General features: G+C 58.7%; 22 protein-coding genes. 5 read left to right on the top strand and 17 right to left on the bottom strand.

The annotated features are described in order from the left end of the window. Positions 1-152 precede the first annotated feature (152 nt). The 3 genes from BN32_RS17725 to BN32_RS17715 form a co-directional block, all read right to left on the bottom strand. Positions 153-2330, bottom strand: coding sequence for a hypothetical protein (locus BN32_RS17725; RefSeq protein ID WP_040426899.1), 2178 nt, complete (start codon positions 2328-2330; stop codon positions 153-155). A gap of 76 nt (positions 2331-2406) precedes the next feature. After that, the gene (locus tag BN32_RS17720; protein ID WP_019199000.1) at positions 2407-3330 is read right to left on the bottom strand and encodes an ImmA/IrrE family metallo-endopeptidase; all 924 of its coding nucleotides are present in this window, start codon (positions 3328-3330) and stop codon (positions 2407-2409) included. Further along, the gene (locus BN32_RS17715) at positions 3327-3647 is read right to left on the bottom strand and encodes a helix-turn-helix domain-containing protein (protein WP_019199001.1); all 321 of its coding nucleotides are present in this window, start codon (positions 3645-3647) and stop codon (positions 3327-3329) included. The genes BN32_RS17720 and BN32_RS17715 overlap by 4 nt, the downstream gene beginning before the upstream one ends. A gap of 186 nt (positions 3648-3833) precedes the next feature. Here BN32_RS17715 and BN32_RS17710 point away from each other — a divergent pair, with 186 nt between their 5' ends. Both BN32_RS17710 and BN32_RS28325 read left to right on the top strand, forming a co-directional pair. Next, entirely contained in the window at positions 3834-5081 is a 1248-nt protein-coding gene (locus tag BN32_RS17710; protein WP_019199002.1) for a nucleotidyltransferase domain-containing protein, read from the top strand. A gap of 2 nt (positions 5082-5083) precedes the next feature. Further along, a complete protein-coding gene (locus BN32_RS28325; protein WP_019199003.1) occupies positions 5084-5332 on the top strand; it encodes a type II CBASS E2 protein in 249 nt (82 codons plus the stop codon). A 33-nt stretch (positions 5333-5365) separates the two neighbouring features. On the opposite strand, the gene BN32_RS17700 is transcribed toward BN32_RS28325, so the two are convergent. Then, on the bottom strand, positions 5366-8338 hold the full coding sequence (locus tag BN32_RS17700) for a Tn3 family transposase (RefSeq protein ID WP_006023681.1): 2973 nt from the start codon (positions 8336-8338) through the stop codon (positions 5366-5368). A 135-nt stretch (positions 8339-8473) separates the two neighbouring features. Here BN32_RS17700 and BN32_RS17695 point away from each other — a divergent pair, with 135 nt between their 5' ends. Beyond that, positions 8474-9100 (top strand): recombinase family protein, encoded by a 627-nt coding sequence (locus BN32_RS17695; RefSeq protein ID WP_024342673.1) that lies wholly within the window; start codon positions 8474-8476, stop codon positions 9098-9100. A gap of 444 nt (positions 9101-9544) precedes the next feature. Here BN32_RS17695 and BN32_RS17690 read toward each other — a convergent pair whose 3' ends face one another. From BN32_RS17690 to phnC, 5 genes are read right to left on the bottom strand one after another with little or no spacing between them, the layout of a single operon-like run. Next, positions 9545-10432: a LysR family transcriptional regulator gene (locus BN32_RS17690; RefSeq protein ID WP_006023683.1), complete on the bottom strand. Its 888-nt coding sequence runs from the start codon at positions 10430-10432 to the stop codon at positions 9545-9547. 7 nt (positions 10433-10439) lie between these two features. Then, positions 10440-11441 carry a phosphonate dehydrogenase gene (locus BN32_RS17685; protein WP_006023684.1) on the bottom strand — a complete coding sequence of 334 codons (1002 nt, stop codon included), beginning with the start codon at positions 11439-11441 and terminating at the stop codon, positions 10440-10442. A 12-nt stretch (positions 11442-11453) separates the two neighbouring features. Further along, positions 11454-12272 carry a phosphonate ABC transporter, permease protein PhnE gene (phnE, locus tag BN32_RS17680; RefSeq protein WP_006023685.1) on the bottom strand — a complete coding sequence of 273 codons (819 nt, stop codon included), beginning with the start codon at positions 12270-12272 and terminating at the stop codon, positions 11454-11456. A gap of 7 nt (positions 12273-12279) precedes the next feature. After that, entirely contained in the window at positions 12280-13140 is an 861-nt protein-coding gene (phnD, locus tag BN32_RS17675; protein ID WP_006023686.1) for a phosphate/phosphite/phosphonate ABC transporter substrate-binding protein, read from the bottom strand. After that, positions 13137-13988 (bottom strand): phosphonate ABC transporter ATP-binding protein, encoded by an 852-nt coding sequence (gene phnC, locus BN32_RS17670; RefSeq protein ID WP_006023687.1) that lies wholly within the window; start codon positions 13986-13988, stop codon positions 13137-13139. Before phnC ends, phnD begins: the two co-directional genes overlap by 4 nt. A 222-nt stretch (positions 13989-14210) precedes the next feature. On the opposite strand from phnC, the gene BN32_RS28320 reads away from it, so the two are divergent. After that, positions 14211-14564 carry a type II CBASS E2 protein gene (locus BN32_RS28320; protein ID WP_488225992.1) on the top strand — a complete coding sequence of 118 codons (354 nt, stop codon included), beginning with the start codon at positions 14211-14213 and terminating at the stop codon, positions 14562-14564. Continuing rightward, complete coding sequence (locus BN32_RS17660) at positions 14561-15595, top strand: CBASS cGAMP-activated phospholipase (RefSeq protein ID WP_019199008.1); 1035 nt, start codon at positions 14561-14563, stop codon at positions 15593-15595. The genes BN32_RS28320 and BN32_RS17660 overlap by 4 nt, the downstream gene beginning before the upstream one ends. A 31-nt stretch (positions 15596-15626) precedes the next feature. Here the strand turns inward: BN32_RS17660 and BN32_RS17655 are convergent, their stop codons facing one another. The 8 genes from BN32_RS17655 to BN32_RS17620 all read right to left on the bottom strand — a co-directional run bounded on the left by BN32_RS17655 (position 15627) and on the right by BN32_RS17620 (position 25986). Further along, positions 15627-16751 (bottom strand): DUF3800 domain-containing protein, encoded by a 1125-nt coding sequence (locus BN32_RS17655; protein ID WP_019199009.1) that lies wholly within the window; start codon positions 16749-16751, stop codon positions 15627-15629. 8 nt (positions 16752-16759) lie between these two features. Then, positions 16760-17200, bottom strand: coding sequence for a hypothetical protein (locus tag BN32_RS17650; RefSeq protein WP_019199010.1), 441 nt, complete (start codon positions 17198-17200; stop codon positions 16760-16762). 94 nt (positions 17201-17294) lie between these two features. Beyond that, on the bottom strand, positions 17295-17921 hold the full coding sequence (locus tag BN32_RS17645) for a hypothetical protein (RefSeq protein WP_040426640.1): 627 nt from the start codon (positions 17919-17921) through the stop codon (positions 17295-17297). Positions 17922-17985: 64 nt separating this feature from the next. Further along, positions 17986-19347, bottom strand: a complete 1362-nt coding sequence (locus tag BN32_RS17640; protein ID WP_040426639.1) for a tyrosine-type recombinase/integrase — start codon at positions 19345-19347, stop codon at positions 17986-17988. A gap of 523 nt (positions 19348-19870) precedes the next feature. Beyond that, on the bottom strand, positions 19871-20896 hold the full coding sequence (locus tag BN32_RS17635; protein ID WP_019199014.1) for a DUF1214 domain-containing protein: 1026 nt from the start codon (positions 20894-20896) through the stop codon (positions 19871-19873). Positions 20897-20906: 10 nt separating this feature from the next. Then, complete coding sequence (locus BN32_RS17630; RefSeq protein WP_019199015.1) at positions 20907-22223, bottom strand: DUF1214 domain-containing protein; 1317 nt, start codon at positions 22221-22223, stop codon at positions 20907-20909. Between the two features lie 551 nt (positions 22224-22774). Next, entirely contained in the window at positions 22775-23845 is a 1071-nt protein-coding gene (locus BN32_RS17625) for a hypothetical protein (protein WP_019199016.1), read from the bottom strand. Positions 23846-24135: 290 nt separating this feature from the next. Continuing rightward, entirely contained in the window at positions 24136-25986 is a 1851-nt protein-coding gene (locus tag BN32_RS17620) for a GGDEF domain-containing protein (RefSeq protein WP_040426638.1), read from the bottom strand. Between the last annotated feature and the right edge of the window lie 161 nt (positions 25987-26147).

The raw sequence follows: 26147 nt of genomic DNA, 5'->3' as shown, positions 1-26147 counted from the left end.
TCGAACTCCACCGCGATCGACCCAGAGGTCGAAGGGCCACGCGCCTGTAGCGGCAGCCTTGCGATGAACCTCCGTCGTCTTGATCTTGATGAATCTTCTTTCCGAGGCGGCCATCGAGCATCGCGCAGTGAGATCGGCGACCTGACGCGGGCTCAACGACGTCGTTGCTGGGCTCGCCAAGCGCGATCAGCTTTACGGACCGCTCGCTGCTCTTGCCTTCGCATTGCATCTTTGATGGCGTGCGTAACTGCCTTGGCTTCGCGTTCGACCCACTCACCATCAACCGAAAATAGCTTCGCAATGCTAGCAGTCGTCATTTCATCGTGCGCGAGATCAACGACTGCCGCAACGGTGCGCTCTCCCAGACCAAAGCGATGTCCGCTCTTCTTTGCATGGCCAATCATCAACTGCAACTGAAGGGGGTCAGCGAGATACGATACCAAGTCGTCCGGCGTTGGCTTGTCTCCCTTCCAAAGCGACTTCATCGCCGTACGGTGCAGGACGATGCCCTTGCCTTTGAGATTGTGTGGCCGAACGATGTGGAAGTTGCGGTCTTGAAAGAATCGCTTCAATCCCGAGGCGTCGGTGATGTAGACGCCGTCAAGATCGCCCGTTCTTGCATATGGTAGGGAATTGACGACACACGGCACGATGGTCTTGTTGGCCACGTCAATGCCGGCTCGCTCGAGAACGATATCGGAATGCTCGACAAGCGCATCGGCCAGTCGCTTCACTTGATTGACCGCTGACAGCATCTCCAGCGCGAAGTGATATGCGGCCGCAGGGTTGTGTCCCGATAGCGTACGGTTCTTGCATTCGAGGATGAAGATGTAATCGTCCCACGGAACGACTACATCGTACTCGAACTCCTCTCCGTCCCGCTTGAACTTGAAAGCCTTTGCTGCAAAGCCTTGTTTCACGAAGAACGCTAGCGTCTCCTGCTCGAAAGCCTTTCCTTTGCGACCTAGCTGCTTGCCCTGATTTCCGATAGCGGAAAGGGTCAAACGCGCGGGATCAGAAGTCAGAATGCCGGGGCCGAAGACGAGGAGTGAACCGTCCTCCATGCGAATTAGCGGATGGTCGAAAAGATCGCGGCTGGACGCCCGAAGCGACACGAGGTCGATGAATATCTCGGCCGTCCCGTCCTTCAGGCCGACACGATCGAGGACGGCAATAAGCGTCTCGCGGGGCACGGTGGCGCAGAGGCCATTCCTCCCGGCCTGGACGTATCGTTCGTCGGAGAGGCAACGCAGCGTCGCGTAACCCCGAATCCATTCGATAAGCCTCAACCCGCAGGGACGCTCCTGATCATCGACGATCGAATAGCCGAGGATCTCACTGAGAGAGACGTCGGAATGCGCCTCCTGCGCTGAAACGAAGACGCCAGGGGGGAGGCTTAGCGGTCTCGCGATGCCCGACTCCGTCGCATCCATGTTGATCTGAAGCGCCATCTCCTGGAACGTTTGGATGAGGCGATCGTTGAGGCGATCGTTCGCGAGGTAATCGAAGAATTCGCCGTCACTGATGTGGTCGTATTCAATGGCCGTTTCGGCACCTTCGGGTGTCCACGTCGGTAGATTGCCTTTCGTGAAAACCTTGAGTTCGCCACCGAAATAGCGGCAGCGCTGCTCCATCCGTTCCCAGTGACGCCAGGAGGCGGCCAACACTTCCGTCAACCCGGCCTTATAGATCTCGTCGTCGGTGACGTCCGACAATTTCGGCAACACCAGGAACTTCTGACTATCGAACCAACGGTAGCGATGACCGAGGAGCATCAGAGTCATCGTGGTGATATCGACAATGCCCGCGAGTACGCCATCGGGCGAATAGGAAGAGCCGTCGGGCTGCCTTATCCGGAAGGACTGCAGCGTCAATTCCTTCCGTGTGCTGCTCGCGGTGCGGAAGGCTTCCATCAGCTCATGATAGGAGTATGCCGATCGCGAAAGCGCTGCCGAAGCCTGGGTGTCAGGCAGCAGCTTGGCGGCGACCGTCCCCTCCTGTGTACGTAGGATTTCGCGATAGCCGTCTTCGATTCGTTGAATAATTGCGATCTCATTGCCGAGCGGCGCCGCTGCGTCCTGGCCGTGGTGATCCCTGAGGAAATTGCCCAACTCGTCGATGAAGATGGAGCGCGCCGCTTCCCGAGCTGCGTCAGGTCGCTTGATGAGAAAATCGGTGCTGCGACGAATGTGGCCGAGGAGTTCCGAGACGACATCGTCGTCCAGATCCAACATCGATAGATGCTGTTTGAACTGGTCCCAGGCGAATGTCTTCAATGCCTGTTTTACGAGATTCTCTTTCAGCTGCCGCGGCGGATTTTGTAACGGCACGGGCTCACTCGCATTCATATCTCAACAACCGCAATGGATCGTCTAGGCCGGTTCCGATGCGAAGAGGATTGTTATTCTATCGAACCGGCATTTGGCCGCTTCGTTTGAAATGGTCGAAAACGTCGGTCTCTTCCTCTTCTGCTTGGAACCGCGGACCGTCTGCTTCGAATTGCAGCACGGTGATTTCCTGGTCATATCGGTCAGAGCGAAAGCACATCTCATGGACCGGCTCCGGAAACCAGATGCCAGCTTGTTGCGAAATGCCGCTCAGCGCGCGGTCAGAGTAATCGCGCCTTGCAGCAAAGGCTTGCGAGGGCAGCTCGTACACCGTGTTCTTCGTCCTGATGAATCGCCCCGACTTCAGCGCAGGACCACTCGGCTTCGCCCAATGCGCAAAACCCTCGTTCGAGACCACCATCATGGCCCGTGTTTCGGTGTATTCGAGCCAGCGCAGGATCGCCGCAGTCAACGACACGCCATAGCGTTTCGCGAGGCGGCTGAGCGTGTCAAAATCAGCCCGTGCCTTGGCCGGCAGCTGGCGGCGGAAATCGTGAAGCGGCATCAGCAGAGCCGCGGCAAACTCGTCGGCTTCCTGCTCGATGCCGGACCCACCGCGACGATCCACCGCGTTCTCATCGCAATAGATGCCGCCGTCGAAAGCCCCATCCTGCTCGATCAGCTGGCGATGCAGGACGTAGTGGGCGAACTCGTGTCCGACGGTAAACGAGCGACGCCCGTCCGACTGGCCGACATGGTACATGATCGCCCATTGACGCGGTCGCGCCTCGCCATAGACCAATGCGCCGACGCAGCCAGGCATCTTGCGCGCGACGACCTCGTGGATGGGGCTTTCGGGCGCGATCTGGCGAGAGTATTCCAACGCGAGTCGGAGTACGTCGACCGGCGCTCGATCAAATCGATCCGCTCCGAGCACGATGTCCAGCATCTGCGTGATGCGCGCCGCCTCCTTCAGCGGGCGAAGGCGGCCGGGTTCGCTCATTTGCGTGTTTTCGTATCCAGGATGCGGGCCATCTCGCGAATCTGCCGGCGGGTATCCTCCGGAAGACCGCTATATTGCCGGAAGAAGGCGGTATCCTCCGCCTGGCTGAGCGTCTGCTTGTCGCTTCCGATCAGATAGTCGACCGTAACCCCCAGGGCGCCCGCAATCGCGGACAGCTTTTCGGCAGAGGGCCTGGGCGGATTCTTGTTCTCCAGCTCCCAGATGTAGCTCTTCGACGAGCCGGTATCCTGCGCAAGCTGATCGAGCGTCAGACCTTTCTTTGTCCGTAAGTCCTTGATCCGCTCACCAAATTTCATAACCAGTCCTTCCGCTCGGTTCGGCCCAAGCCCTGTTCGGAGTAGCTATATCCTATGTCCCTTGACAGACGCATTCAAGCTCCCCATCTTGTTCGGAGTAGACATATTCCGATTCATATCATCCCGAACATCGCGCGGGCGGTGACGAGATGCACAGATGCAGCCCAGCCCGCCGCGGAGATCGATGTGAACATCCAGCTTGCGCCGACCGGCCTCAATCCCTTCGACGACCCTCTCGACCGTATCCTCGCCGAAATCGCGCTCAGCGTTCAGCTGCCGCCCTCGCTGCATGACAAGGCGAAGTCACGCTACGAGGCGGTGCGACGCCATCTCGAGGCCACGGCCGCCTTCTTCGACCAGATCGAGCACTTCTATCCGCAGGGCTCCATGGCGATCGACGCCACGATTTCGACGCGCGGCACTGATGACGAATACGATCTCGACATCGTCTCACAGCTCGGCGGCCGCTTTCGCGGCATGCCGCCCCTCGAAATCCTGACCGAGCTCGAATCCGCGCTCAGTGACTACCCCGTGCAGCGGGTATTGCGGCAGACGCGCTGCGTCACCCTGTTCTACGCCGACAAGATGCATCTCGATGTCACGCCATCGCTGCGCGCCTACGGCACGCTTGATCGCGAAGGCTTGATCACCCACGCCAAAGGTCCGCGCCGCTCCGAAGACGATCGCTTCGTCGACATGAACGCCTACGGCTTCGCACAGTGGTATGCGAGCCGGACGCCGCTGGAAGTCCGCATGGCGAAGGAGTTCCACCGGCGGTGGCTCGACCATGCGGGCCTTGCGACGCGCGCCGACGCCGACGTCGACGATGTGCCCGATCAGTGCGACTTCATCGTCAAGAATACGGCGACGCTCGCGCTCCAGCTCCTCAAGCGCTACCGCAATATCCGCTACGCCAGCTACAGCGGACGCATCCCGCCGTCGGTGATGCTCTCTTACTATGCCGGGCTCGCCGCGCATCCGAACACGTCGCTCAGCGCCATGCTCGTTCGCCTCGCAAGCTGGATCGTCCGCGACATCGAGCAGGCCTCGCTCTACGGGCGCCTCCTGCATGTCGCCAATCCGGTCTGCAAGGCCGATGTCTTTACCGACCGTTGGCCTGAATCCGTTGCTCAGCAGAATGAATTCGCCGAGTATCTGCGTGAGCTCGTGCGTTCGCTGGAGGCGATGCGCAAGGGCGAGATGTTCCCCAACACGATGATGGACGTCTTGCGCGGGAATTTCGGCGACCGCGTCGTGACCCGGGCCGCCGATCAGATCGCGACCGAAGTTGGTGGCGGCATCCAGCAGTCGCGTCAGCTCTACACTCGGCGGGGCGGCGTGCTGTTGCCCTCCGCCGCCGCAGTCGCTGCGCCGATGATCAATCCGGCAGTCGCGACAGCGCGGCCGCACACTTTCTTCGGGCAGAAGATCTGACGATGGCGGCGATCCTCTCCATCGACGAGCAGATCGCCTCCATGAAAGCGGCCTGGCCGCAGTTCGCTGCGCGCGGTGTCGACCGTCGCGCCCAGTCCGCCCGGTGGGTAGGAAGCGTAAGGCCGCAATATGCGAGTTACTCTCTGGAGATACGATACGAGCTCGGATCCTTTCCCGAAGTGCGGGTGCTCTCGCCCGTGCTGATCCGTTTACCCGGGAACGTGGAGGGGCAGCTACCTCATGGCCCCTGAACATTAAAGGGGCACAGATATACGGCAGGCGGATCATGGGTTGAACGGGATGGCTCGGAACCCGTTTTTGTCGAGAGCCGGCTTTTCTTCCCAGAGGTAATCGCCGGTCAGGTTCACATGCTCCCATGTGAGAGGCGACAGGCTGGACAGCAGATGATCCGGGATAGCCTGTCCTGCACTGCGCAGGGCATCGATGACGCGGCCGATATAGATTGTGTTCCAGTGAATGATGGCGGTGACAACCAGATTGAGAGCGGATGCCCGGATCGACAGGTTTTCCTGACTGCGATCGCGGAAACGGCCGAGACGATGAAGATTGACTGCCCGAACAAGGCTGTTCCGGCTTTCGCCCTTGTTCAATTCAGCGGTAGTTGTCTTTCGCAATTGCTCGTCGTTGATCCAGTCGAGGGTGAAGAGGGTTCGTTCAATCCGTCCCATCTGGCGCAACGCCTGGGCAAGACCGCTTTGCCTCGTTGTCGCCGACAATCGCTTCAGCATGAGCGAGGCGCTGACGGTGCGCGTGCGTAGCGAGGTCATCAGGCGCAAGATATCATCCCAATGCGTCCGGATCAGATCGGCGTCAATCCGGTCACCCATGACATTCTGAAGAATTCCGTATTGTTTGGCCAGTCCGAAGGCGTAGAGGCATCGCCCGTCGAGATCGGGGATGCGCGGCACGAATGCGAAGCCGAGCGCATGACAGAGGGCGAATACAAGATCGCTGACGCCGCCGCCATCGACGTGGTGTCGGACAATATTAAGGCCAGCGTCGGTTTCCAGCAATGCGTCAAGCACGTGAACGGCTTCACTTGCCGTTGCGGCGATGATTTTGGTATGAAAGGGCGCGTAGCGACCAGAGATTGCGGTGTAGAGCTTGATAATCGGGTTGTTTCCATACCTGCCATTGACGCCGCCTGCGACTTCGCCGCCGTCGCCAAGATGGATATGTTGTCCGTCCGACGAGGAAACAGCGTGCGAGCCGAACACTGTTGAGAACGGGGCAGAGTGTTGAGCCTCAACCAGTTTGGCGAGCGCCAGAGCGAATGTCTCCTCGCGAAAATGCCAGATTGCCATCTGCTGTAGCTGGCGGCGCGTGATGCCGGGACAGGCATGCGCCATCTTCGAGAAGCCGAGATTTGTGGCTTCGGCGATCAGCGCCGCATAGAACACCCGCAGATCGGAAGGTGACCGACCGGTCTGGAGGTGCTCGAATAACGAACTGAAGCCGGTCATCCGGTCGATATCGGCCACAAGGTCCGTCAACCGGATTGGCGGCATGGCTGTCGCCACCCGCCTTGCGAACGCGATTGCGGCTTCGGTTTCCGTGCTTCTGACCGCTGGGACCCGCAATCCTTTTGCGCCGATGCGGGTATCGCCTCGACTAGTTTCCAGGCGACGTGTCGCCTCACGCAGCTTTTGATCCAGAGCGTCGGCCTTCTGGGCGAGATAGGTCTCGACATCGATCGGAATCGCGACCGGAATGCGGGCCTCGGCTTTGATGACGGCAAACGTCTGGTGCGAGATCATGTACTCGTCGAGTGCGCGGTAGGCGCGGGAACCCCTGATCCATATGTCGCCGGCGGCAATCCTGTTTTTCAGCTCGACGATGAGAAAGAGTTCCAGCATCTTCCGGTCGATCACGTCATCAGCGCCGACGATTTCCTTGCGCCATCGCGCATTCGCCAGCAGCAACGCCTTGCGGATCCAGGGCCGATCGTTTGATCTGGCCCCTTTCCTCCAGGCAGTTTCCATCTGCACAATAGCTTCAATGATATGTACGTTTCGGCGGTTTCCTTCAAAGGTGAACGAGGCCAGAAATGCAGCCGCGAACCGCCGGATGCGAGCATATTGAGCCGGCAGGTAGGTGATCAAATCATCCTCGCTGCGAGGCCTTCTCACTGCCTTCGCCGAAGCTGTTGCCTGAATGAGCTCTTCCCAGCTCGCGACAGTGGTCACCGCCTCATCAAGAGAAAGCCCAGCTTCGCGTTGGGCGGTTATGGCTTCGCCAAAATTGACGAAGAAATCGAGTGCGGATGTCGCCGACGATGCGGTTTCGAGGAGTTGCTTGTCACGGGCTGCCTCTGCCTGCCGAAAACTCTTGCCAATCAACGTCTCGAACATGCTGATCGCCGCGTCGGTGAGTGCTATTTCCATTTCCAGAAAAAACGCGGCCAATGTCGCGTGACGGCGGCCTGGCCGCATCTGCTCAAAATTCTGGGCAGTCAGACGACGACCTTCCTGTGCCATCCGACGAACACGGTGAGCCGGGATCGCTTGAAGCACATCATTGGGGACACCGACATGACGCACGGCCTCCAGTCGATCTATCAATCCCCGCATGGCCGTTGCCCCGGCTTTACCGGGAGGTTCTCGCAACCAGGATATGCCGCTCTGTTTTGCGCGTCGTCCCGCGCCGAGCAATGTTTCCATCCGAAGAACAAGGTCCGGCGTCAATCTTCCGGCGACATCGGTATACAGCGCCTCCTCGGCTTCAGTGCAAGCCTGCCCCGCCAACCGTTCGAGCACGGTAATGCCGGGAATAATGATGCGCCTCCGCCGCATCTCGTCAGCCAGTGTTGCAACGACAAATTTGTCTTTCGTCGAAGCGATCGCAATGCCGCGTGCAAATGCAAGCAGATCGGCGCGCAACGGGTGTGACAGTTCAGTGAAGCCATAGTGCTGGCGCAGGATGGCGAGCTGCTCATAGCGGGTTGGTGCTCTCCGTGCAAAAGTGGAAAGTGCCTCTGGCTCGATCCCGAGTTGTTCGGCCAGAAACGACAGCGCCACAGAAGGGATGACTTCCCCCCGCTGAATCAGGCGGCCGGGATAACGAAGAGCAGAGAGCTGAAGCGCTAATCCCAACCGAGTGTCATCATGGCGTCGAGTTTCGATAAGATGGCGATCATCGTCATCGAGGCACCAATGCCGGATCAGAGTGTCGTCATCAATGGGAAGAGCAAGGAAATTCTGCCGTTCGGCATCCGTCAAAATCATCCGGCGGGGCATGGGTACTCCGTTCGTCACAAAAAGATCGGAGATAACCGTTCATGGAGCTTACATTGCAAGACGGGTTATGTGACAATCTACAGACTTTGGCGCGACCAAATGAAGAATGTCACACAAACGGACGTATAAATGACATTGTTGATCGGATACGCACGGGTCTCGAAAGCTGATGGCAGTCAAGCCCACGACCTGCAGCGCGACGCCCTGATCAGGGCCGGCGTTCTGCCTGACCATATCTATGAGGATGCAGCCTCGGGCCGCCGCGACGACCGACCCGGTCTTGAGGCATGCCTGAAGGCGCTGCGTGTTGGCGACACACTCGTGGTTTGGAAACTGGATCGGCTCGGCCGTGATCTACGTCATCTGGTCAACCTGGTCGGCGATCTAACCAAACGCGCCATTGGTCTGAAGATATTGGCTGGCGAAGGCGCATCGATCGACACCACCACTACCAACGGCCGACTGGTATTCGCCATCTTCGCCGGGCTGGCTGAGTTCGAACGTGAGTTGATCGTCGAACGGACTAAGGCAGGCCTGGCGTCAGCCCGCGCCCGAGGGCGCAACGGCGGCCGCCCCTTCAAGATGACGCCAGCCAAGCTGCGGCTTGCCGCCGCATCCATGGGACAACCGGCAACCAAGGTGCGCGATCTCTGTGCCGAACTCGGAATTACCCGGCAGACGCTCTACCGGTTTGTCGGGCCAGAAGGCGAGTTGAGAGCCGATGGTGAAAAGCTGCTCAGTCGTCGCAAGCGCGAAACCTGAAGTATGCGAGGGGGACAGCTTCGTGCCTTCTCCGGCCGCTCCCGGACCCCTTTCGGACCTTGGTTCGAGAAAGTTGTACGGCAAGCCATGAGCCACTGCGGCCTTTTCCGGCAGAGGGCAGGAACGTCGCGGTGGAGTGGAATTCTGCGCTTTCGATTGGTTGCCGAGGGCGGCTTGGTTGCCACTTTGCGGACATTCGCCACAGGAGAAGCTAGCCAGATCGACTAAGAAACACGAACCCATGACATGGGTTGATGGAGCTGGGCCGCCTTCAGCTGACCGCAGAGCGCATGCGAAAACAGATCGCCTGTACCCACGCTCTTTGACGTCGCATTTAAGCTCCTCACTCAATCATCGAACCGGTTGAGCGACCGCTTAGACCGTGCGAAATACGCGTTCATGACCAACAAAACGCGCATGTAGCCGATTCGAGAGGCGCTGACGTCAGCGAGCGGATACCGTCTCATTGCAGTGAGCGTTCAATAGATGCTGGGCGAAGGCCGGTATAGGCATGCCCGAAATGCCGGTGCGCCAAGCGACAAACAGGTCCTTTCGTAGCGGCGGGTCAGGGAAGGGTAAGGCACGCAGGCTTCCGGCCCGCACCTCGTCCGATACGGCTGACGCCAGAACTAGAGAGATGCCAACTCCAGCCTTTACCGCCTGCTTGACAGCCTCGGTGCTACCCAACTGTAGGGAAACCCGCGGCATTTGAGCGTGATCGCCGAAATATTTCGCAAGCATCCGCCCGGTCCCGGTGCCAGGTTCGCCGCCGAGAAGCTCAAATGCGGATAACTGAACCGGATCAATGTGGTCTTGAGACGCCAATGGATGATCGGGCGGAACGATGACGACGACGGGCTCGCTTCTCCAGCGCTCGACTTGGCAGCCGTCGCGGTTGTCCCACCATTCCAACACGGCCACATCTATTTCGACATTCTCCAGTTTCTCGACGATGGACGGATTGCGGTCAATCACCATATCAAAAGCCGCTGGATCGCGGCCTTCCAGATATGACCGGACATAGGGCTGCAGCAGATAGATTCCGATATTGGAACTGGCACCGATCCGCGTGCGCTCCCCAGAGACCGCGGCGAGTGCACGCTCGTTAACCCTAAGGATGCTCTGGGCATAAGGCAGAAAGTTCATCGCTTCCCGCGTCGGCTCGCACCCCGTTCGGGAGCGATGGAATAGCAGGACACCCAGCTGCTCCTCAAGCTTCTGGATATGTGATGAGGCCGTCGGCTGAGCGATCCGAAGATATTCTGCGGACGCTTGAAAGCTCTTATGCTTCGCCAGGGCCAGAAATGTCCGCACCCATACTAGATTCAGCATTGCCGATCTAAGCCACTTGTCTCGGATTGTTGACGGCATCCATTGGCGGCTTACCCGAAAGGGCCTGCAGGATATTTTCTGCAGCGCGCAGTTCGATTGCCAAGCGAACTTTCTTAACAGCAGAGCCAATATGCGGGCTGAACATCGTGTTTGGGTGACCCAGCAAGCCCGGAGCGATCTCCCGCGGTCTGTCTTCGCGAGCCCAATCCTCCAGCTCGAACACGTCGGCGGCATACCCGCCGAGCTGACCGCTGGTGAGCGCAGTTAGAACAGCAGCTTCGCTCACGACAGAGCCGCGGCATGGATTCACGAGGTATGCGCCTGGTTTCATCAGGGCGAGCGTCCTGTCGTTGATCAGATGGATGGTGTCTGGGGCCAGCGCCAGGGCCAGGATGACGATATCGGATTCGGATAATACCTCCTCCAGGCTGCGCCGAGCAACACTAGGTCGAGCTTCGCCGCCGGGTGCTGGGATCGGCACCCGGTCGTTGTATAGCAGCGTTGCGCCCCAGCCATTCAGCCGTTCGGCGATGGCTTGCCCAATCGCCCCCATTCCGAGAATACCAATGGCGGACCCCGCGATGCCCAGGCCGAAAAACTCCGGCCGCCAACCGGCGAATTTGCCGCAGCGGACCCTGGCATCGGCCTGGATCATCTTGCGGGTGAGGCCGATGGTAAGGCCGATGGCCAACTCAGCCGTCGGCACGGTCAGGAGGTCAGGCACGATGCTCAGCCAGATGCCCCGGGCCGTACAGGCCGCGACATCGAAGTTATCGTAGCCCTTCAAGGCCGCGCCGATGACCTTCATCTGCGGGCAAGCTGCCAGGAAATCGGCGTCGACCCAGTCCGGCATGAAGGCCATCATTGCATCCGCCGTGCCGACACGGCGGCGAATCTCTTCGCGGGGCAGGGTTTCCATAGTTTGATTGGGAGTGACTTCACAATGGTCACAGAGGAGATCCAAGGTTTCCTGATGCACTTTGTGGGTGATGACGACGCGCGGTTTCACGATGGCCGGTCCTTACTTGAATTTCTTCCGCAAATAGCCGCTCAGGCCATCGACGATTGTCACCATTATCAGGATGACGAGTAAAATGGCGCTGACTTCTTGATACAACATGATTCGAAGCGATCCCATCAGCTCAAACCCAATACCGCCTGCGCCAACCATTCCCATTATCGTGGATGCGCGGAAGTTATATTCCCAGCGATAGACGGATACGTCTGCGAACTGCGATGACACTTGTGGCAGGACGGCGTGGAACAACACTTGAACCGGAGTTGCACCTGCGGCGCGCGCAGCCTCTATGGGGGCCTCATCGACATGCTCAATTGCTTCCGCAAAAAACTTGCCGACCATACCGACCGAATGCAGGCCTAATGCCAGAACGCCGGGTAAAGCACCAAAGCCTACGGCAGCAACGAAAATGATGCCCATAATCAGCTCCGGGACCGAGCGAAGAGCGTTTAGCAGGGTACGGGCGACATGAAATACGATCGTGTGCGGCGACGTGTTCCGGGCAGCAAGAAAAGCCAGCGGAAATGACAGAAGCACCGCTATTGCCGTTCCGGCAATACTCATTGCCAAGGTGTCCACCAGCGGCTTGAGCCACGCGCGCGCATTGGTGAAATCCGGCGGCATCGCCTCGCGGGCCAGCGTTAAGATGGCCGGAACCCCGTTTGCCAGGGTCCCGAAATCCAGAAGACCAACATACCAGAATGCAACCAGCACAATAGCGAGTACCGCAGCAACCTGGGCAGACTGCCGGATCCACGCCCGACTGTACTGATCGAGATAATGGTTTGTTGTGTTGATTGTGGTTGCGCCGAGCGTCGTCATCACGTCCTCACATCGCTCCGAAGTCGATTCCAAGCAACTTTCCCATATCGCGGATCACGTCGTAATCATTGTCCGTGATCGGGGCGAAACCGTCCGCCTTGAAGTTCTTCAGAACTGCGGGGTCCTTCAGGTTCACGAAAGTGGTGCGGATCTTGTCCTTCAGCTCCGGCTTCAGGTCGGAGCGCATCGTCCACGGGTATTGGGGATATTCCTTGCTGTAGGCGATGACCTTGACCTTGCCTGCGTCGACGAGCTTTCTCTCAAGAAGAGTTTTCCAGATCACCTCGGAAAGGCCCCCGACTTCCGCATTGCCGTTGGCGACATTCACCGCAACCGCATCGTGGCTGCCGACGAAGTGCTGCTGGTAATCGCGATCATTCACGACACCGGCTTCCGCCATCAACGTCTTCGGAATCAGATGGCTGGAGGTGGAAGCGCGATCGCCGAAAGCGACCTTCTTGCCCTTGATGTCGCTGAGCGAATTCACATTGGCATTCGCGTTGGCAATGACGACAGAGCGGTAAGTCGGCTTGCCGTCGCTGACCATTGCCGCAAACGGCTCGATATCGGCTTTGCCCTTGGCAAGCACGTACGAGAGCGGACCGAAATAGGCTATGTCGATCCGGCCGAAACGCATTGCCTCGATCATCGACGAGTAGTCTGTTGTCACAACCAGATCGACCTTCTTGCCCAGTTCCTTCTCGAGGTAGTCCTTGAGCGGTTGATTGCGCTTGATCAACTCGGACGCATTCTCATCCGGTAACAGTGCGACCTTTAAAGTCTCTGGATTCGGATTGGCGGCGTGGGCTGGCGCTGCCAGCCCCATGGCAAGGGCGGCAGCAATGGCAAATTTCAGCAGGCGGTTCATAGGGACATCTCCATCTCAGGCGTAAACGGTGGCTGGGCGTAGGCGGGGTTACTCGTCCGGCTGGGTGCGATTGGCTCACGGCGGTGCCCGGCGTATATCGCGGCGAAATTGTCGTCATTGAGCTCATCAGGAGCGCCGTCAAACACAACATGTGCACCGGCAAGGCCAATGATCCGGTCTGCAAAGCGCTGCGCGTATTCCAGCTGGTGCAGCGACACGATGGCGGTGATGCCGTCTTCTTTGCACACCTGGCGAAGCAGTTCGAGGATCTTCTCCGAGGTGGCGGGATCGAGGCTGGCGACAGGCTCGTCGGCCAGAATGATGTTGGGCTGCTGCGCCAGCGCGCGGGCAATCCCGACACGCTGCTTCTGGCCGCCAGAGAGCTGATCGACACGCGTCATGGATTTGTCGGCCAGACCGACGCGCTCGAGGCAGTGGAGAGCCAGTTCCAGGTCCGCGCGGGGCAGCGGGAAGAAACTGCGCAAGGTATTGTGATAGCCGAGTCGGCCGGTGAGGACGTTGGCGAGGGCCGTATGTCGCTCGATCAGCTGATGGTGCTGGAAAATGAGTGCCGTTCGGCGCCGGTGCTGGCGGAGTGCGCCGGTCGGGCCAAGGACACCGAAATCCGATGAGACAATCTCGCCGGAGGTAGGTTTAACAAGGAGGTTCAGGGAGCGCAAAAGTGTCGATTTCCCCGCACCCGACAGGCCGAGTAAAACGGAGAACTCGCGCTGGAAGAAATCGAGGGTGGTCGATCTGAGCGCCACCACTCCGCCTGAATAGGTCACACCGACATTTCTGAGCCGCAACACGTATTTGCGGTCGGTCTCGGCATCGCTGGGCTTCATGGATCACCATCTGTAATGTGAATGACGCAGAGATTGCGTTTCGCAATACAGTAGGGCTCGTGGATGACACTTCGATGTCAAGGTCGCGAAGGTTTTGTGACTCTATCCGTCAGTGAAGTGACCCTTCGCCGCGTGCAAGGCGGACGATGCTGCATTGCGGCAAGGTTGTTACATCCGCAAATGTCTCATTTCCGCGTTCAAACCTAGGTGCTTGTGTTGTGAATGGCGTCTCGTTCCGATGGGCGAGACGAACGGCAAAGTTCCACCCTTCTACGACCTTCGACTGTGGCGCGGAAGCCCGTCGCTGTTCGTGATCTGAACTTTCTACCGTATATCTGTGCCCCTTTAATGTTCAGGGGCCCTCATGTCTATCCGCCGGCCGAGGATCCCACGCTCTGTCTGTTCGATCCTCGCGACCATGAATGGACAGCGGCAATGACTATTGCCAGCACGACCGTCCCTTGGGCGCTCGACTGGCTCGCCTGTTACGAACTTTGGCTGATGACAGGGCGCTGGACCGGCGGCGGACGCCACGCCGGATCGCAATCCGCCGAGGCAACGGAGACCACGCAATGAACTACATTCCGCCGCGACGGTCGGACGGCACCATTCAGCACACGCGCCTGAAGCAGCCATGGGCGCAAGGCCGCCCTTTCCGCATCCTGTCGATCGATGGCGGCGGCATTCGCGGCGTCTTTCCTGCGGCCGTCCTCGCCGAACTCGAAAGCCGCTTCCTGGGCGGCGGCTCCATCGCCAATCACTTCGACATGATCGCAGGCACGTCAACGGGCGGAATCATCGCTCTCGCTCTCGCTCACGGCATGACGGCCCGACAAGCGCTGAACATCTATCTTGAGCGCGGCGAGCGCATCTTTCCGCCCGCGGCTGGGCTCGGCAGGGTCTCAAGGGTGCTGCGCTGGCTGGTCAAGCCGAAGCACGACCAGGCTGCTCTCAAGGACGAGTTGCTGCGGATCTTCGGCGACAAGGTGCTGGACGATGCCGTCACCCGACTGGTGATCCCGAGCTTTGAGGGACGCCACGGCGAGCCCTTCCTCTACAAGACGCCGCACCACCCGGACTATCAGAAGGACCGCCACAAGAAGTTCGTGCATGTCGCGCTCCACACGACCGCTGCGCCGTCCTACTATCCTGGCGTTGAGGACGACGGTTACGTCATGATCGACGGCGGCATCTGGGCCAACAATCCGGTCATGAACGCGCTCGTCGACGCGCTTGCCTGCTTCGACATCGCGCGCGAGGACGTGCGTATCCTCAGCCTGGGAATGGGCGAAGCCACCTTCACCATCGATGAGCGAGCGCGCAACGGCGGCATTAAAGATTGGGCGTTCTTGCGCACCTTCAATGCGGCCTCGCGAGCGCAGTCACGCAATGCCCTCGGTCAGGCCTATCTGTTGGTCGGCAAGAACAACGTCACACGCATCGATGTGCCGGAAAGCGACACTCCGATCGCGATGGACGACGTGCAGCGCTCAATGCGCGAGCTGCCGATGGTAGCGCGCAGCCTCGTCGAAGGCGCCGGGCATCACATCGAGCGAGTGTTCCTCGACGGCGCTGTCGAGAAATTCATCCGTTGCCCGGCAGCATAGGACTTTAACCGCGCCGCGGACTGGTCTGATGTCACGCCCAGCCCGTGTCCTCACCTAGAAACGCCCATAATTTTCGCTGATCCGAAATAGCCATCACATAGTTGGCGAAGACCCGGTTCTCATCGATCGAACGGTTAATGAGACGAGCCATTGTCGCAAGATTCGTAAGCTGCCGCCCGTTGAGACTTTGTCGAGCATCAATGAGATGCTCCTTGTCCTGTTCAATTGCAAACGCGCATAGTTTGCCTAGCAGTCCGACGATCGGGTCCGAGATTTGAATGCCGATCTCGTCATGCGACGCGACGAAGCGAAAATGTTGAAGCTGGCTCGCGCCATCCATAAAGCGCCATGTCGCTAGCTCCCGGCTCACGACGTCTTCAACATCGAGAATATGATGGGCATGCTTCAGTATGCAGAGCCGCGCCGCATAAAAATGCCTGTAATGCGCGATGAGCAGCCGCGGCTCTTCTCCGTTGAGGAACGGTAGTGCTTCAAGCTTCTTGCCAAGGTGGAGCAGGCCGATAAGCATCCGGAAGTGAAAATCGGGCAGCAGCCTTTGTCGGGGCTCGAAGAGCCCGATGAGGGCGTCAAGAAAGCGAGTCCGGTTGGCGGCGCCGACATTCGGATAGTCGCAACTCCTAAATAGGGTGATGACCGAGGAGAGGTTCGCACGTGTCAGCGTGTTCAGAGCGTCCTTCAGCTCCCAGGCCATTGCCGTGAGTTGAAATTGACCGGCTTCGGCAACGATGGAATCCACGATATCCACGATCGACCAGTAGATCGGATCGAGAGCTTGATAATGCAGGAACAAGCGTTCCTGTTCGAGCCACTTCAGGAAGACCCCAACCTTCGCGCTATCGAGCAGTTTCAGGATATCGCCTTTCCCCAAATGCACGAGCTTGAGTTCACGCACGCTGGGTTGAAGCCGAAGTGACTCACGCAGCGCTAGAAAGGGTAGCTCGCGAGGTGGCCCGCTATGGGCAATTCCGCCCAAAACGAAACACTTCGCCTCGGGAGCGTTAAGTCCATCCTCGGTGATGCGTACGAGACGGTAATTGTTCGTCTCGTCATAGTAGAGCGTGTACGCTCCATCCGCTCGGTTGAGACCATGCAGCCTGATTTCATGGTCGCGCATCTGATTGACGTCGATATCCATGCTGGCCTCTACCGCGCAGTCAACAGCCGACAGGCAAGCTGGCGCTCGCCCCATCGCGTGGAGAAGGTATCCGAGACCTCAAACCAACTTCCGTCATTGCCGCTGCCATGGTTGGCGCCCATGCAGGAACACTCGCATTCGTGGCCGCGTGCCTCCTGGCATGCCCTCGCGCAGATTTCCTGCTCGCGATAGGGCTGGATAATGTAGACCTTGCCGTAGCGGAGCAGCGCTCGATCGACAAAGTCGTTGAACCAGGATTTCGGAAGCTCCCAATAGGACTCGGTCCCCCCGATCCATTCAGGCGCCACTCGTCGGCTGTTCTGAAGCCATTGCCGGTTGTCGTCGACAAACGGCAGTCGCACCCGAAGCCTCTCACCACGTCCCGTACGACGCAGTACGACGGGGATCTGCTTCTGCTTCCACACGTAGTTAAGAGTCAGCCGATCCATGGACGTCTTACCGTTCAAACGGGCTTTGATGTGTTCGATTGAGGGACAACCTTACCGGCAGCGAAATTCGCCCACTCGCGCTCGCGGGAAACCGCTAAAGTCCTCTCGTGCTCATAATATCGGCGAGCATCTGGCCGATATCGCCGGCGCGCGTGGCAAGTCTTCCGTCAACAAGATGCGCGTGCCCATGATCTTCTTCATAGCGATAGCTCGATTCAAATTCCTGAAAGGACTCGCCGGTTAGAGAAATGCCTGCCACGATCATGCGCTCATAGGCAGAGACCACAAAGTTGAAAAGCGCCGGGTTGATGTTCACGACTGAGCCGTACCAGTGAAACATGGCGCCGCATGCCTGCCGGGCTTCCTCCTTGTGCCGTCCCCTTGTTTCGTTGATCGCGCTCTCAACGATATCGGCGGGAACGAGGCATAGGACCATCAAATCAGTGATGATCGGATAATCCCCCAAGGGGATAATCCTGACGACATGTCGCATCTCTTGATGATGATGAAAGAAATTCCTCAGGCATTTCAGTGCCGAAAATTCCTGCAAATCGAAGAAATCGACTCCGCGACCGATTTTGAGCCGGTCGTTAAGGCTGTGCGCCGCCTCAAGAAACGAAAATAGCGTGTCGCGATCAGGGGCAACACAATGGGAGCGATACAATCGAAAGAGTCGCTCGGCGGCATCGAAAGAGCTCGCTGGGTCACTCTGTTTGCTCATATTTCTTCTTCTCGTTATGAATCGGATCGGGATTCTAGCCGCCTGCTGCCTTCGGAGACAAAATCTAGGCGGCAAGACGTTTCTCTCCCGGCTGATCCGTTGTGTCTTGGTCTCCGACGGCGTTCTGCAGGAAGCGTGCGAGCGCCGCTTTGCGCGAACCCCGATCGAGGGCGTAAGCAGTTTGTTTGAACTCGATTCCGTCGAGCAGCCCCTGAATATAGCCTGACATGGTATCGGCAGCCATGATGAGGGCGGTATCGAGCGTGTGAATATATTTGCTCGTCACCGAGCCCTTCGAGTGGCCGACAAGCGCGGCGATCGTCACTTCGGTAAAACCGAGATCGTTGCCGATGCTGGCGAAGCTGTGCCGCAAGACGTGCGGCGTGACATCGGACAGAGGCGACTTCTTGAAGATCTGCTCCCAATGGTTCGGGAAGCTGCCGAAGGCGTTGTCCTCATCCTGGCCGGGGAAGACATAGGTGCCCGTCGCGCCCTTGCGGCGTTCCTCTAGATACTCGACCACCGGCAAGCCTACCGGGCGGACGGACACGCCTTCCTTACTGTTCTCCAGGCGCAGGCAGCTTCCGTCCGTATCTGTCTCGCTCCACATGAGGCCAATGATCTCGCTGCGGCGACAGCCCGTGAGCGCGATCTGTCGGATGATGTCGACGGTCATGGCGTACTTCTCGATCGCCGCCGCCTCGCGCATCATCTGGCCGAGCGTGCGATATTCCGCCTCTGTAAGCCGGCGGTTCCGGACATTGTCCTTGGGCTTCTTGATGCCGTGCGCCGGATTGTGCTCGATGATCCCAGACTCGACGGCGTAGGTGAGGATGCCACCTAATAGACCAACCGTGCGCGTCGCCGTACCGGCACCTCCCCGCACGATCGCCTTGCCGCGCAACTTCTTCGTTTTGACGGACACTCGCGTCTTGCCCGCCATGATATCCTTCAGCACTTTGTTGATGTCGGCCTTGGTCAGGTCCTTCACGCGGCGCGCGCCTATCAACGGAATGATATGGCGTTCGATGCGGCCGGTATCGGTGACAATGGTCGTCGTCTTCTTCGGGCGGCCGCCTTTGCCGAGGATGAGACCGGCTTTCAGATCGTTTAGGTAGAGCGCGCACAGCTCTTTAACCGTGACGGCTTTGTGGTCGAGCTGACGCTCCTCGGCCGGATTGTCGCCACCGGCGACGCGACCGAGTTGAACCTTCGCTTCCTGCCGGGCCGTCTCCGGCGTCCAGATGCCATGTAGGCCGATGGTGTAGCGTCGAGTTCGACCGGCCGAGCGATATTGGATAAGGTAGCTCCGCTTGCCGGACGCGAAGACGCGGAGACCGAAGCCGGGCAATTCGTCGTCCCAGATGAAATAGTCCTTGTCGCGAATCTCGACGGCATCCACGACTCGCTTAGTTAGCTTTGCCATATGGCCTCTCCTTCACTGAAGAGGGCTGCTTCCGCGGAAGCACCACGGAAGCAGCAAGACGGAAATCGGAGCGAAAGTTCGGATATGGGTTTCGGCGGAAAAAACAGAATTGTCCATATAGATCATAAGGTTGGCGTAGCATGGCGTGCCCTATCGTGCATTTAGGATGGGCAGCCTAAAAAACTCCGAAGGCAAAGGTCACACGTTCGAATCGTGTCGGGTGCGCCAGCAGCGCCGCTCCACCATGCTCTTTTTCCCCACCGAGATCGATCCATGGCCAACCACTTGAACGCATTCACGCGGTGCAAAACTGCAATTTTTGCAAGGTCGGTGATCGGATATCTCTGAAGGGCCTAAAGTGCGAAAGAGTTGTGACAATTGCGAGCTCCCCACGTTTGCACTCGCTGCGGCACAACAGTTTGATCTTCGCCATCTGAACCTCCCCAGTTTCAGATTTGTCGAATTCGCTAACGGGAAATCATTTGCTTGGCCAGTGAGCAAGCATTGGTAGCTCCGGCACGGTTCATTGTACTGCCTGCGCCTCCGGGAACTTCCATTTGGCGCTCAAGATTTCGGCTCGCGGACGATAGAGGCGCACCATGTAGTTCCAACCCTTCACGATCGGCAGACAGTTAGGGATTTTTCCGTCGCATCCGCCGAACTGGACGGAGACCGAACCATCAGCGCTCTTCTTCGCGGTGATGTTGTTGAGCGAATAAGCGTCGTATGGGTTTTTCTGAAATCGGCCCTCTGAGTCGTAAACGGTGATCGACCAAAAGCCGTCGACCGGGACGTTCGTTACGTTCAAACGGTACTTGGTATTGCCGTCGTTCTTCGCCGGAAAGACGTTGAGGTACTTGGCTTCCTTGTCGGGATTTCCGCCCCATGCCGATGCACTCAAAATGAGACGGCGCACCGGATCGACCTGCTCCCTCGTGCCAAAGCCTCTGTTGGAATCGGGAAGGGTCGACGCCAGCACCAGCAGTGCGTCCTTTACTTTCTTATGGCTGACGGGATCCCAGTTCGGGATTTCGAGCTTCCCGGCATTTCTCTGCTTGATCTTGACAGCGTCCTGCAAAGCGTTGGCCTGCTGGACATCCTTCGGGTCGGCAGGATCGACCAGCGTTCGCAGCGCCAGCATCAAGTAGCGCGTGCCGATCTTTTGTCTCGTGAACGTGTGGCTGCCGGCGCCGTAATATACAGCAGGCGTGTACTGGTCCTCATCGAGCACGATCAGGGACATGAAGCGTTTGCCAGCATCGGGTAGTGTGATCGTCACAGGCCCCGCATCGAGGTCAAACACCGCTGCCGAATACAGCGTGTCGCGGTTCGCGCGGATGACGATTTGATTGTCGACCGGCTCAAGTTCGCGGCGGTGGAGGAACCTGCCGATGCTTCCGGCGCTTTTGACGACACTAGAAAAATAAGTGTCGCTCTCGGCGCGCGTGAAGTTATCGGCGGAGACCGGCATTGTGTTGCCGGACGACTGCGCCTGCGCGGATGTCGCCAGCCAAATCGAAGCAAATGCCGCGAGAGCAATCTTCTTCATGGATGCCTCCTTAGTCCACCTTTGTCATTGGCGAAGGCGTCCACTCACCTCGCTTGACGAGGTCTTTGGGTACGTAGGTTCGGAACGTCAGCGAGAACGGCTTACTTTCGGGCGACGGCAGCCAATTCGATTCAGCCACACCCGCGACCGGCTTCGGGCCAACAGCGATTTTCAGCGAGCCGTCTGCCCCCTTCGCAAGCGGCGAGAAATTGTTGAGGTGAAATCTGTTGAGCGGATTAGGGACGACGCGGTAGTCCGGCACGCCGACGAGAATGACAGACCAGAAGGCTTCACTGACACTTTCCGGCAGCCTGTCGGCAGGAAAATGGATGACATAGCTGTTAGAGCCATTCAATGTCTGCTCGTTGGTGTCGCGTGTGGCGACGAAATAGATCACCTCGTCGATCGTGTTGGCCCAGATGCCGGCATAGTTGGCGACCGTGCGAAGCCGGTAATCGGCGCCGTAGTTGCCGACCGCGCTACCACCGACCCAATGATTGCGATAGGGCGCGCTTTTGGTAAAGGTGTACTCGATGAATTCCGGGACGATCTTGCGGATTTGCGCATCGACAGCGGCCCGCGCCTGTTGGCCTGACGCAACGTAGGCTGCGACGGCTCGAACTTTCTGCTGCATCGGAGCGGCATTTGGAGCGACGTCCAGCGCACTTGTAAGCTTGTCGTCGACATCATCAAAAATCTCGACGCCCATTAGATTCCTATTGTCAAACATCGGTATAGCGGGCGGCGCCTTGATCGTTGGTGTGCCGAGGGCGTTCGCCTTGAACGCCTGCTGGAGTTTCAAAGCCTCGTCTTTATCATCCTTGATTTCCACACGGCCGAGCAACTTGGCCTTGCTTGAGTGCAGTTCGATGCGCGCAGCGTCCGTGGGAATTTTCGCGGTCGAATTGGGATACACCAGCGCGAATTTCCCGAAAGGCTTCGAGGGGAATATCCGATCATTGATGTTGGCGATCACTTCACCCCATTCATCGAGAATCTGCGCCGTGTAGTAGCGGCCCTTTATCTCCGGCACTTCAAATATGATCGGCGTGTCGCTATCGACCGCGAACCAGGCTTCGAGATAGGCGGTATCGAGGTTCGGATTCACCCAATCCGCTGAGCCGATTGGATTGTATTTTATCGTGTTGTAGGCGAACCCCGGCGCGCCGCGATCCATATGTTCCTGGCGAATCACAAGCACCCGACCCAACAGATAGATGTAAGCGTCGGTGACGTCACCGTCGGAGATGCGGAGGGGCTGCGCCAGCGCGTTGGCGGCTGCTACCACATACGTGAACGCAAGAGCCGCAAGGGTCATTTGCTTCATGGCTCTACTCCCTACTACGCCACGATCACAGGGCTTGAAATCTGACGCCGCCGGAATCGGCCAGCCTGCACGGGCGACTATCGCGGCAGCATCTCTTCCCTATTTTGACTGATCCGTAGAACTTCTCCCGCGGCCATCGACGGGTCAACCTTAAACTGATTGGCGGCCATTTCGGGCAATGTGCAAATTGTGCCAATTTGAGATCGTGGTTTCTGAAACACGGCAACGGCACGCAGGGAAGGCGCCGCCGATGTAACCCGCGTCTTGGCAAATGCGCTCGCGATCAGGGGTGGTGCTTTCAAGCCGACGAGATCATCGCCTGAGCGCCGTGTCGGGTGCGCCATTTGCATACGAAACCGCATCATGGCCGCGGCAAATGCTCGGCATCAAGCTGAACTTAGGCAACCGTTAGAGCTTGGCCATTGCAAGCGCAGCGTTTTCGACCACGCTCACCGACGACAGCGCATGGCCACCGAGGCAATGATCGGCGACAGCAACTGTTCTGGACTGATCGGAGATAGCGGCGTGGGTTCAAGTGTTCAGAACCGCAATCATGCGGCCGCTTTCTTTCGATTGGCGTCAAGCCGACGATCGACAAGCGCAACGATAGCATCAAGACCAGGATGACTCATGCCCTGTTGCTCGGCGACGAGCTGCACAAGCTTGTCGGCGCGTTCGATATTAAGTGCACCGCTGTTGATTGCGCGTGCTGCAGACGCAGGGCGAGACAGGCTTTCCGCCGCCGCGGCGTATTTGTCGAAGGGCACCAGTTCGCTGTTCGTGGCGCCGAGCTTGATACAAAGAGCAATCACGAAGTCATAGATGTCGCGCGACTCCTGCAGATTGGAATGCACCGCTTCCTGTGCGGTTCGCATGCCATCTTCCGTGATGCAGCGGTAGTTGCCGGCCATTAGCATCGCCCATTTCGCAAGAGGGACGAAGATCGAGTCGTGAACGCGCAACTTCACTGGTAATTCGATCTTGCCCTCCGGCGCGTCAAAGCGTATCGCGCTGATGTCCTTCTCGAGGTTGTGCAGGATCTCGTTGCTCGCGTCATTGTCAAAGCGCGCGACTTTGAAGTTGGTCGGCAGCGTCACCTGCAGTACATTGACCTTCTCGCCCGGAGGCCGCACTGCCTGCGGATCGGGACTGCATAGTGTCAGCGCGCGCGGATCGAAATTGTCCCAGACTGCTGGCGCGGTATAAGCGGCCTTCAGCTTGTCCGCGTTCAGACCTGGAATGCGCTTCATGTAGGGCAGCGGCGGCATGTTCATGATGGACATGCAAGGCACCCGCGACTTCGCCACCGTATCGAGGAGCTCCCGCACCCCGGGCGAGCCGTATTGCGGCTCCTGCATCGCAAGCCCAATCAGATCGTAATCGGCCGGGTTCACATCGGCGGGGCCTGCGGCAGACACCGTACCTGACAGCCTGCGTGAGTCGATTTCGATCTGATCCGCGCGGCCACGAATCGGCATTCTGACGCGAAAGCCCTCGGCGTTGATCAAATCGGCTTCCGCGGGCAGGCACACGAGTTTCACATTGTGCCCGCCGAACATCATCTTGGACGCAAGCAACGATCCATAAGACGCACCCAGGATGAGAATATTGTAGCGTGGCATGAGTAGGAACTCCTTTGGTCAGGCTGCGCGACATTAGCGTGTTGGCCGGCGGGTATTTTCAAATCGTTTGCGAAGATATTCGCATTTTCCAGCGGGTGCGGGGGTCGGTAGCCTGATTTAGGCTGACTGATCCGAAGTGATTACCTGACCGAGCGTGGCCACCGGCTCGTCCACGGCAAAGCCAGAAACATCGGTTGACGGACAAGCCTGCACTCATCCGAGTCCGACGCGTATGCCCAACCGACTGCAAAGCGGCGGCTGCCATCCTGTGATACCGCCGTTCGATTGAGCTAGCGCGTGCCGGCGGTTCTTCGGGTGGGCGCCTTCGCGTCCAGATCGTCGGGGAGGTCGGGCACCAGCGTCGGATGCAACGGCTGCGAGTCGCGCACGCAATTGCGGCCGTCGGATTTGGCGCGGTAAAGCGCCGCGTCGGCGGCCTCGACGAGCCGCCGCCATGCCAGTTGCCCGAGATTGCCTTTGGCGAGGCCGAAACTCGCCGTGACGATCAGCGCCGTGCCATCCGACAGAACAAATTCGTTCGTTTCCAGCACGCTGCGGATTCTTTTCGCGAGTGCTTTTGCTCCGGCGAGATCGTCGCCCGGAATCAAAATCACGAATTCTTCTCCGCCAAAGCGGGCAAAGATATCGCCGGGCTTCAGCATCGGACGCACCACACGCACACACTCTCTCAGCACATGATCGCCTTCGAGATGCCCGTAACGGTCGTTGATGGCCTTGAAGTGATCGAGATCCATCAAAATCAGACACGCGCCATCCGCCATGACCTGACTGCTGGTATGGCTTTCGCCGATCATATCGAGCGCACGGCGGTTCATAAGGCCGGTCAGTCCATCGGTCTCCGCCTGCTGTTTGAGCTTTTTTGTCAGCGACGCGCGCTCGGCCAGGCTGTCGCGAAGAATGTCGATGGCGTCGAACAGGCGGCGCATTTCGGTGGCGTGACGCGGCTCAGGGTATGGTACGGTGGGACGATCCTCCGCCAGAACGATCACGGCTTCCCGCGCCCGCATCAACGGCCCGAACACAAACCGCTGAGCTGCGACCAACAGACCAGCCAGAATTCCGAGAATGATCGTGGTGATGGCGATCGTCACCACAAGAGTCACCAGCGCTCCGTTGCGAAGCACGGTGAAGTGCTCGAGTGTAATATCGAGAAAACCTCCGCGCAGGCGTTCCAGCGGCTTCAGCGTTTCAACGAAGTGGACCGTGAATTCGTCAGCCGTCATAGAGTACTTGCCCGAGATGCGGCCTTCCGCGACAAGCCCGTCAACCATGCTCAAACCTTGACCGAAGAACATCCGCTCGACATCGCGCCAACCCGTAGACAAAAGCGGATTGCCACGGCTGATGACGTCCTGATCTCCTATCAGTCGCCACAGTTCGAGAATGCGGCCGCGCGTCCGGTTGCTGTCGACCAGATGTTTCAGCTGAAGCGGCTGGCTGACGGCAATTGGGGCCATGATCTGCGACGCGATCCGACCGCCATGCTCACGCAACTCACCGAGAATCCGCCCGGTCATCACCGGTGCCGCCAACCCCGGACTCGATAGACTGAGGGCCGCCACCTTCCAGGCAACGACGGATTGAAATGTATCGACGACCTGAAACATGCTCTCGATCGCCGCCTGCACATCGGCGATGCTACGGTTCGCTCGCGGCATGGCCGCGACGCGGTCGACCTCCCGGCGGCCTGCCCGAAGCTGCGCCTTCACCGGCGTCAACAGATGCGACGGAACGCCGCCACTCGCTGACAACTGTTCGAGGATGGCGTCTGACCGGGAGCGGAATACAACGAGCCGCTCGCGCAGCGTCCCGTCCGTCAGGCCCGCATCGCCAAGCACGCTGTTCGAGGGCCCGCGTTCAGCCGAAAGAAGATTTGCGGTATCAAGGATCAGCCGGTAGCCCTCAAGTCCGCGCAGATTCTGGCGGGCGCGCCGATAGTCATCGAGCGACCGGCCGATCACGCTGGTGGCAAGAATTCCGGTGCAAACGAGCGCAATCCCGGTACCGATCAGCAACTTGCGGCGCAGGCTGTGATCGTCGCCGCACGGCATGCTGTGCCAAAGCCGGATCTTGATCCGTCGCAGAAATGCTCCGAGATTCCTGACCGACCTTGAGGTCATCGTTCTGCTGGTCCTTACACTGGAGCTTCTGCGTCCGCGGCCATAGGCACATGCAGGACTTTCATTTGAGTAAAGTGACACGGTTAAGATCACGCCTGGCGGCCGAGCCCGCTCGCGGTTCGGCGCGCAGAGCGCCGCGCAAGTATCCGCGATCACATCTG

It is taken from the genome of Afipia birgiae 34632, from assembly GCF_000308295.2.
Classification (GTDB): Bacteria; Pseudomonadota; Alphaproteobacteria; order Rhizobiales; family Xanthobacteraceae; genus Afipia; species Afipia birgiae.
The sequence above is the reverse complement of the archived record's forward strand: the minus strand, read 5'-3'. Positions and strand labels throughout refer to the sequence as shown.

What these genes read in the sequence shown, in the direction of transcription:
- BN32_RS17720 (WP_019199000.1), bottom strand. Translation starts at nt 3,330, where the DNA reads ATGAGCGAACCCGGCCGCCTTCGCCCGCTGAAGGAGGCGGCGCGCATC.
- BN32_RS17715 (WP_019199001.1), bottom strand. Translation starts at nt 3,647, where the DNA reads ATGAAATTTGGTGAGCGGATCAAGGACTTACGGACAAAGAAAGGTCTG.
- BN32_RS28325 (WP_019199003.1), top strand. Translation starts at nt 5,084, where the DNA reads ATGGCGGCGATCCTCTCCATCGACGAGCAGATCGCCTCCATGAAAGCG.
- BN32_RS17700 (WP_006023681.1), bottom strand. Translation starts at nt 8,338, where the DNA reads ATGCCCCGCCGGATGATTTTGACGGATGCCGAACGGCAGAATTTCCTT.
- BN32_RS17690 (WP_006023683.1), bottom strand. Translation starts at nt 10,432, where the DNA reads ATGCTGAATCTAGTATGGGTGCGGACATTTCTGGCCCTGGCGAAGCAT.
- phnE (WP_006023685.1), bottom strand. Translation starts at nt 12,272, where the DNA reads ATGACGACGCTCGGCGCAACCACAATCAACACAACAAACCATTATCTC.
- phnD (WP_006023686.1), bottom strand. Translation starts at nt 13,140, where the DNA reads ATGAACCGCCTGCTGAAATTTGCCATTGCTGCCGCCCTTGCCATGGGG.
- phnC (WP_006023687.1), bottom strand. Translation starts at nt 13,988, where the DNA reads ATGAAGCCCAGCGATGCCGAGACCGACCGCAAATACGTGTTGCGGCTC.
- BN32_RS28320 (WP_488225992.1), top strand. Translation starts at nt 14,211, where the DNA reads ATGGCGTCTCGTTCCGATGGGCGAGACGAACGGCAAAGTTCCACCCTT.
- BN32_RS17660 (WP_019199008.1), top strand. Translation starts at nt 14,561, where the DNA reads ATGAACTACATTCCGCCGCGACGGTCGGACGGCACCATTCAGCACACG.
- BN32_RS17655 (WP_019199009.1), bottom strand. Translation starts at nt 16,751, where the DNA reads ATGGATATCGACGTCAATCAGATGCGCGACCATGAAATCAGGCTGCAT.
- BN32_RS17650 (WP_019199010.1), bottom strand. Translation starts at nt 17,200, where the DNA reads ATGGATCGGCTGACTCTTAACTACGTGTGGAAGCAGAAGCAGATCCCC.
- BN32_RS17645 (WP_040426640.1), bottom strand. Translation starts at nt 17,921, where the DNA reads ATGAGCAAACAGAGTGACCCAGCGAGCTCTTTCGATGCCGCCGAGCGA.
- BN32_RS17640 (WP_040426639.1), bottom strand. Translation starts at nt 19,347, where the DNA reads ATGGCAAAGCTAACTAAGCGAGTCGTGGATGCCGTCGAGATTCGCGAC.
- BN32_RS17635 (WP_019199014.1), bottom strand. Translation starts at nt 20,896, where the DNA reads ATGAAGAAGATTGCTCTCGCGGCATTTGCTTCGATTTGGCTGGCGACA.
- BN32_RS17630 (WP_019199015.1), bottom strand. Translation starts at nt 22,223, where the DNA reads ATGAAGCAAATGACCCTTGCGGCTCTTGCGTTCACGTATGTGGTAGCA.
- BN32_RS17625 (WP_019199016.1), bottom strand. Translation starts at nt 23,845, where the DNA reads ATGCCACGCTACAATATTCTCATCCTGGGTGCGTCTTATGGATCGTTG.
- BN32_RS17620 (WP_040426638.1), bottom strand. Translation starts at nt 25,986, where the DNA reads ATGACCTCAAGGTCGGTCAGGAATCTCGGAGCATTTCTGCGACGGATC.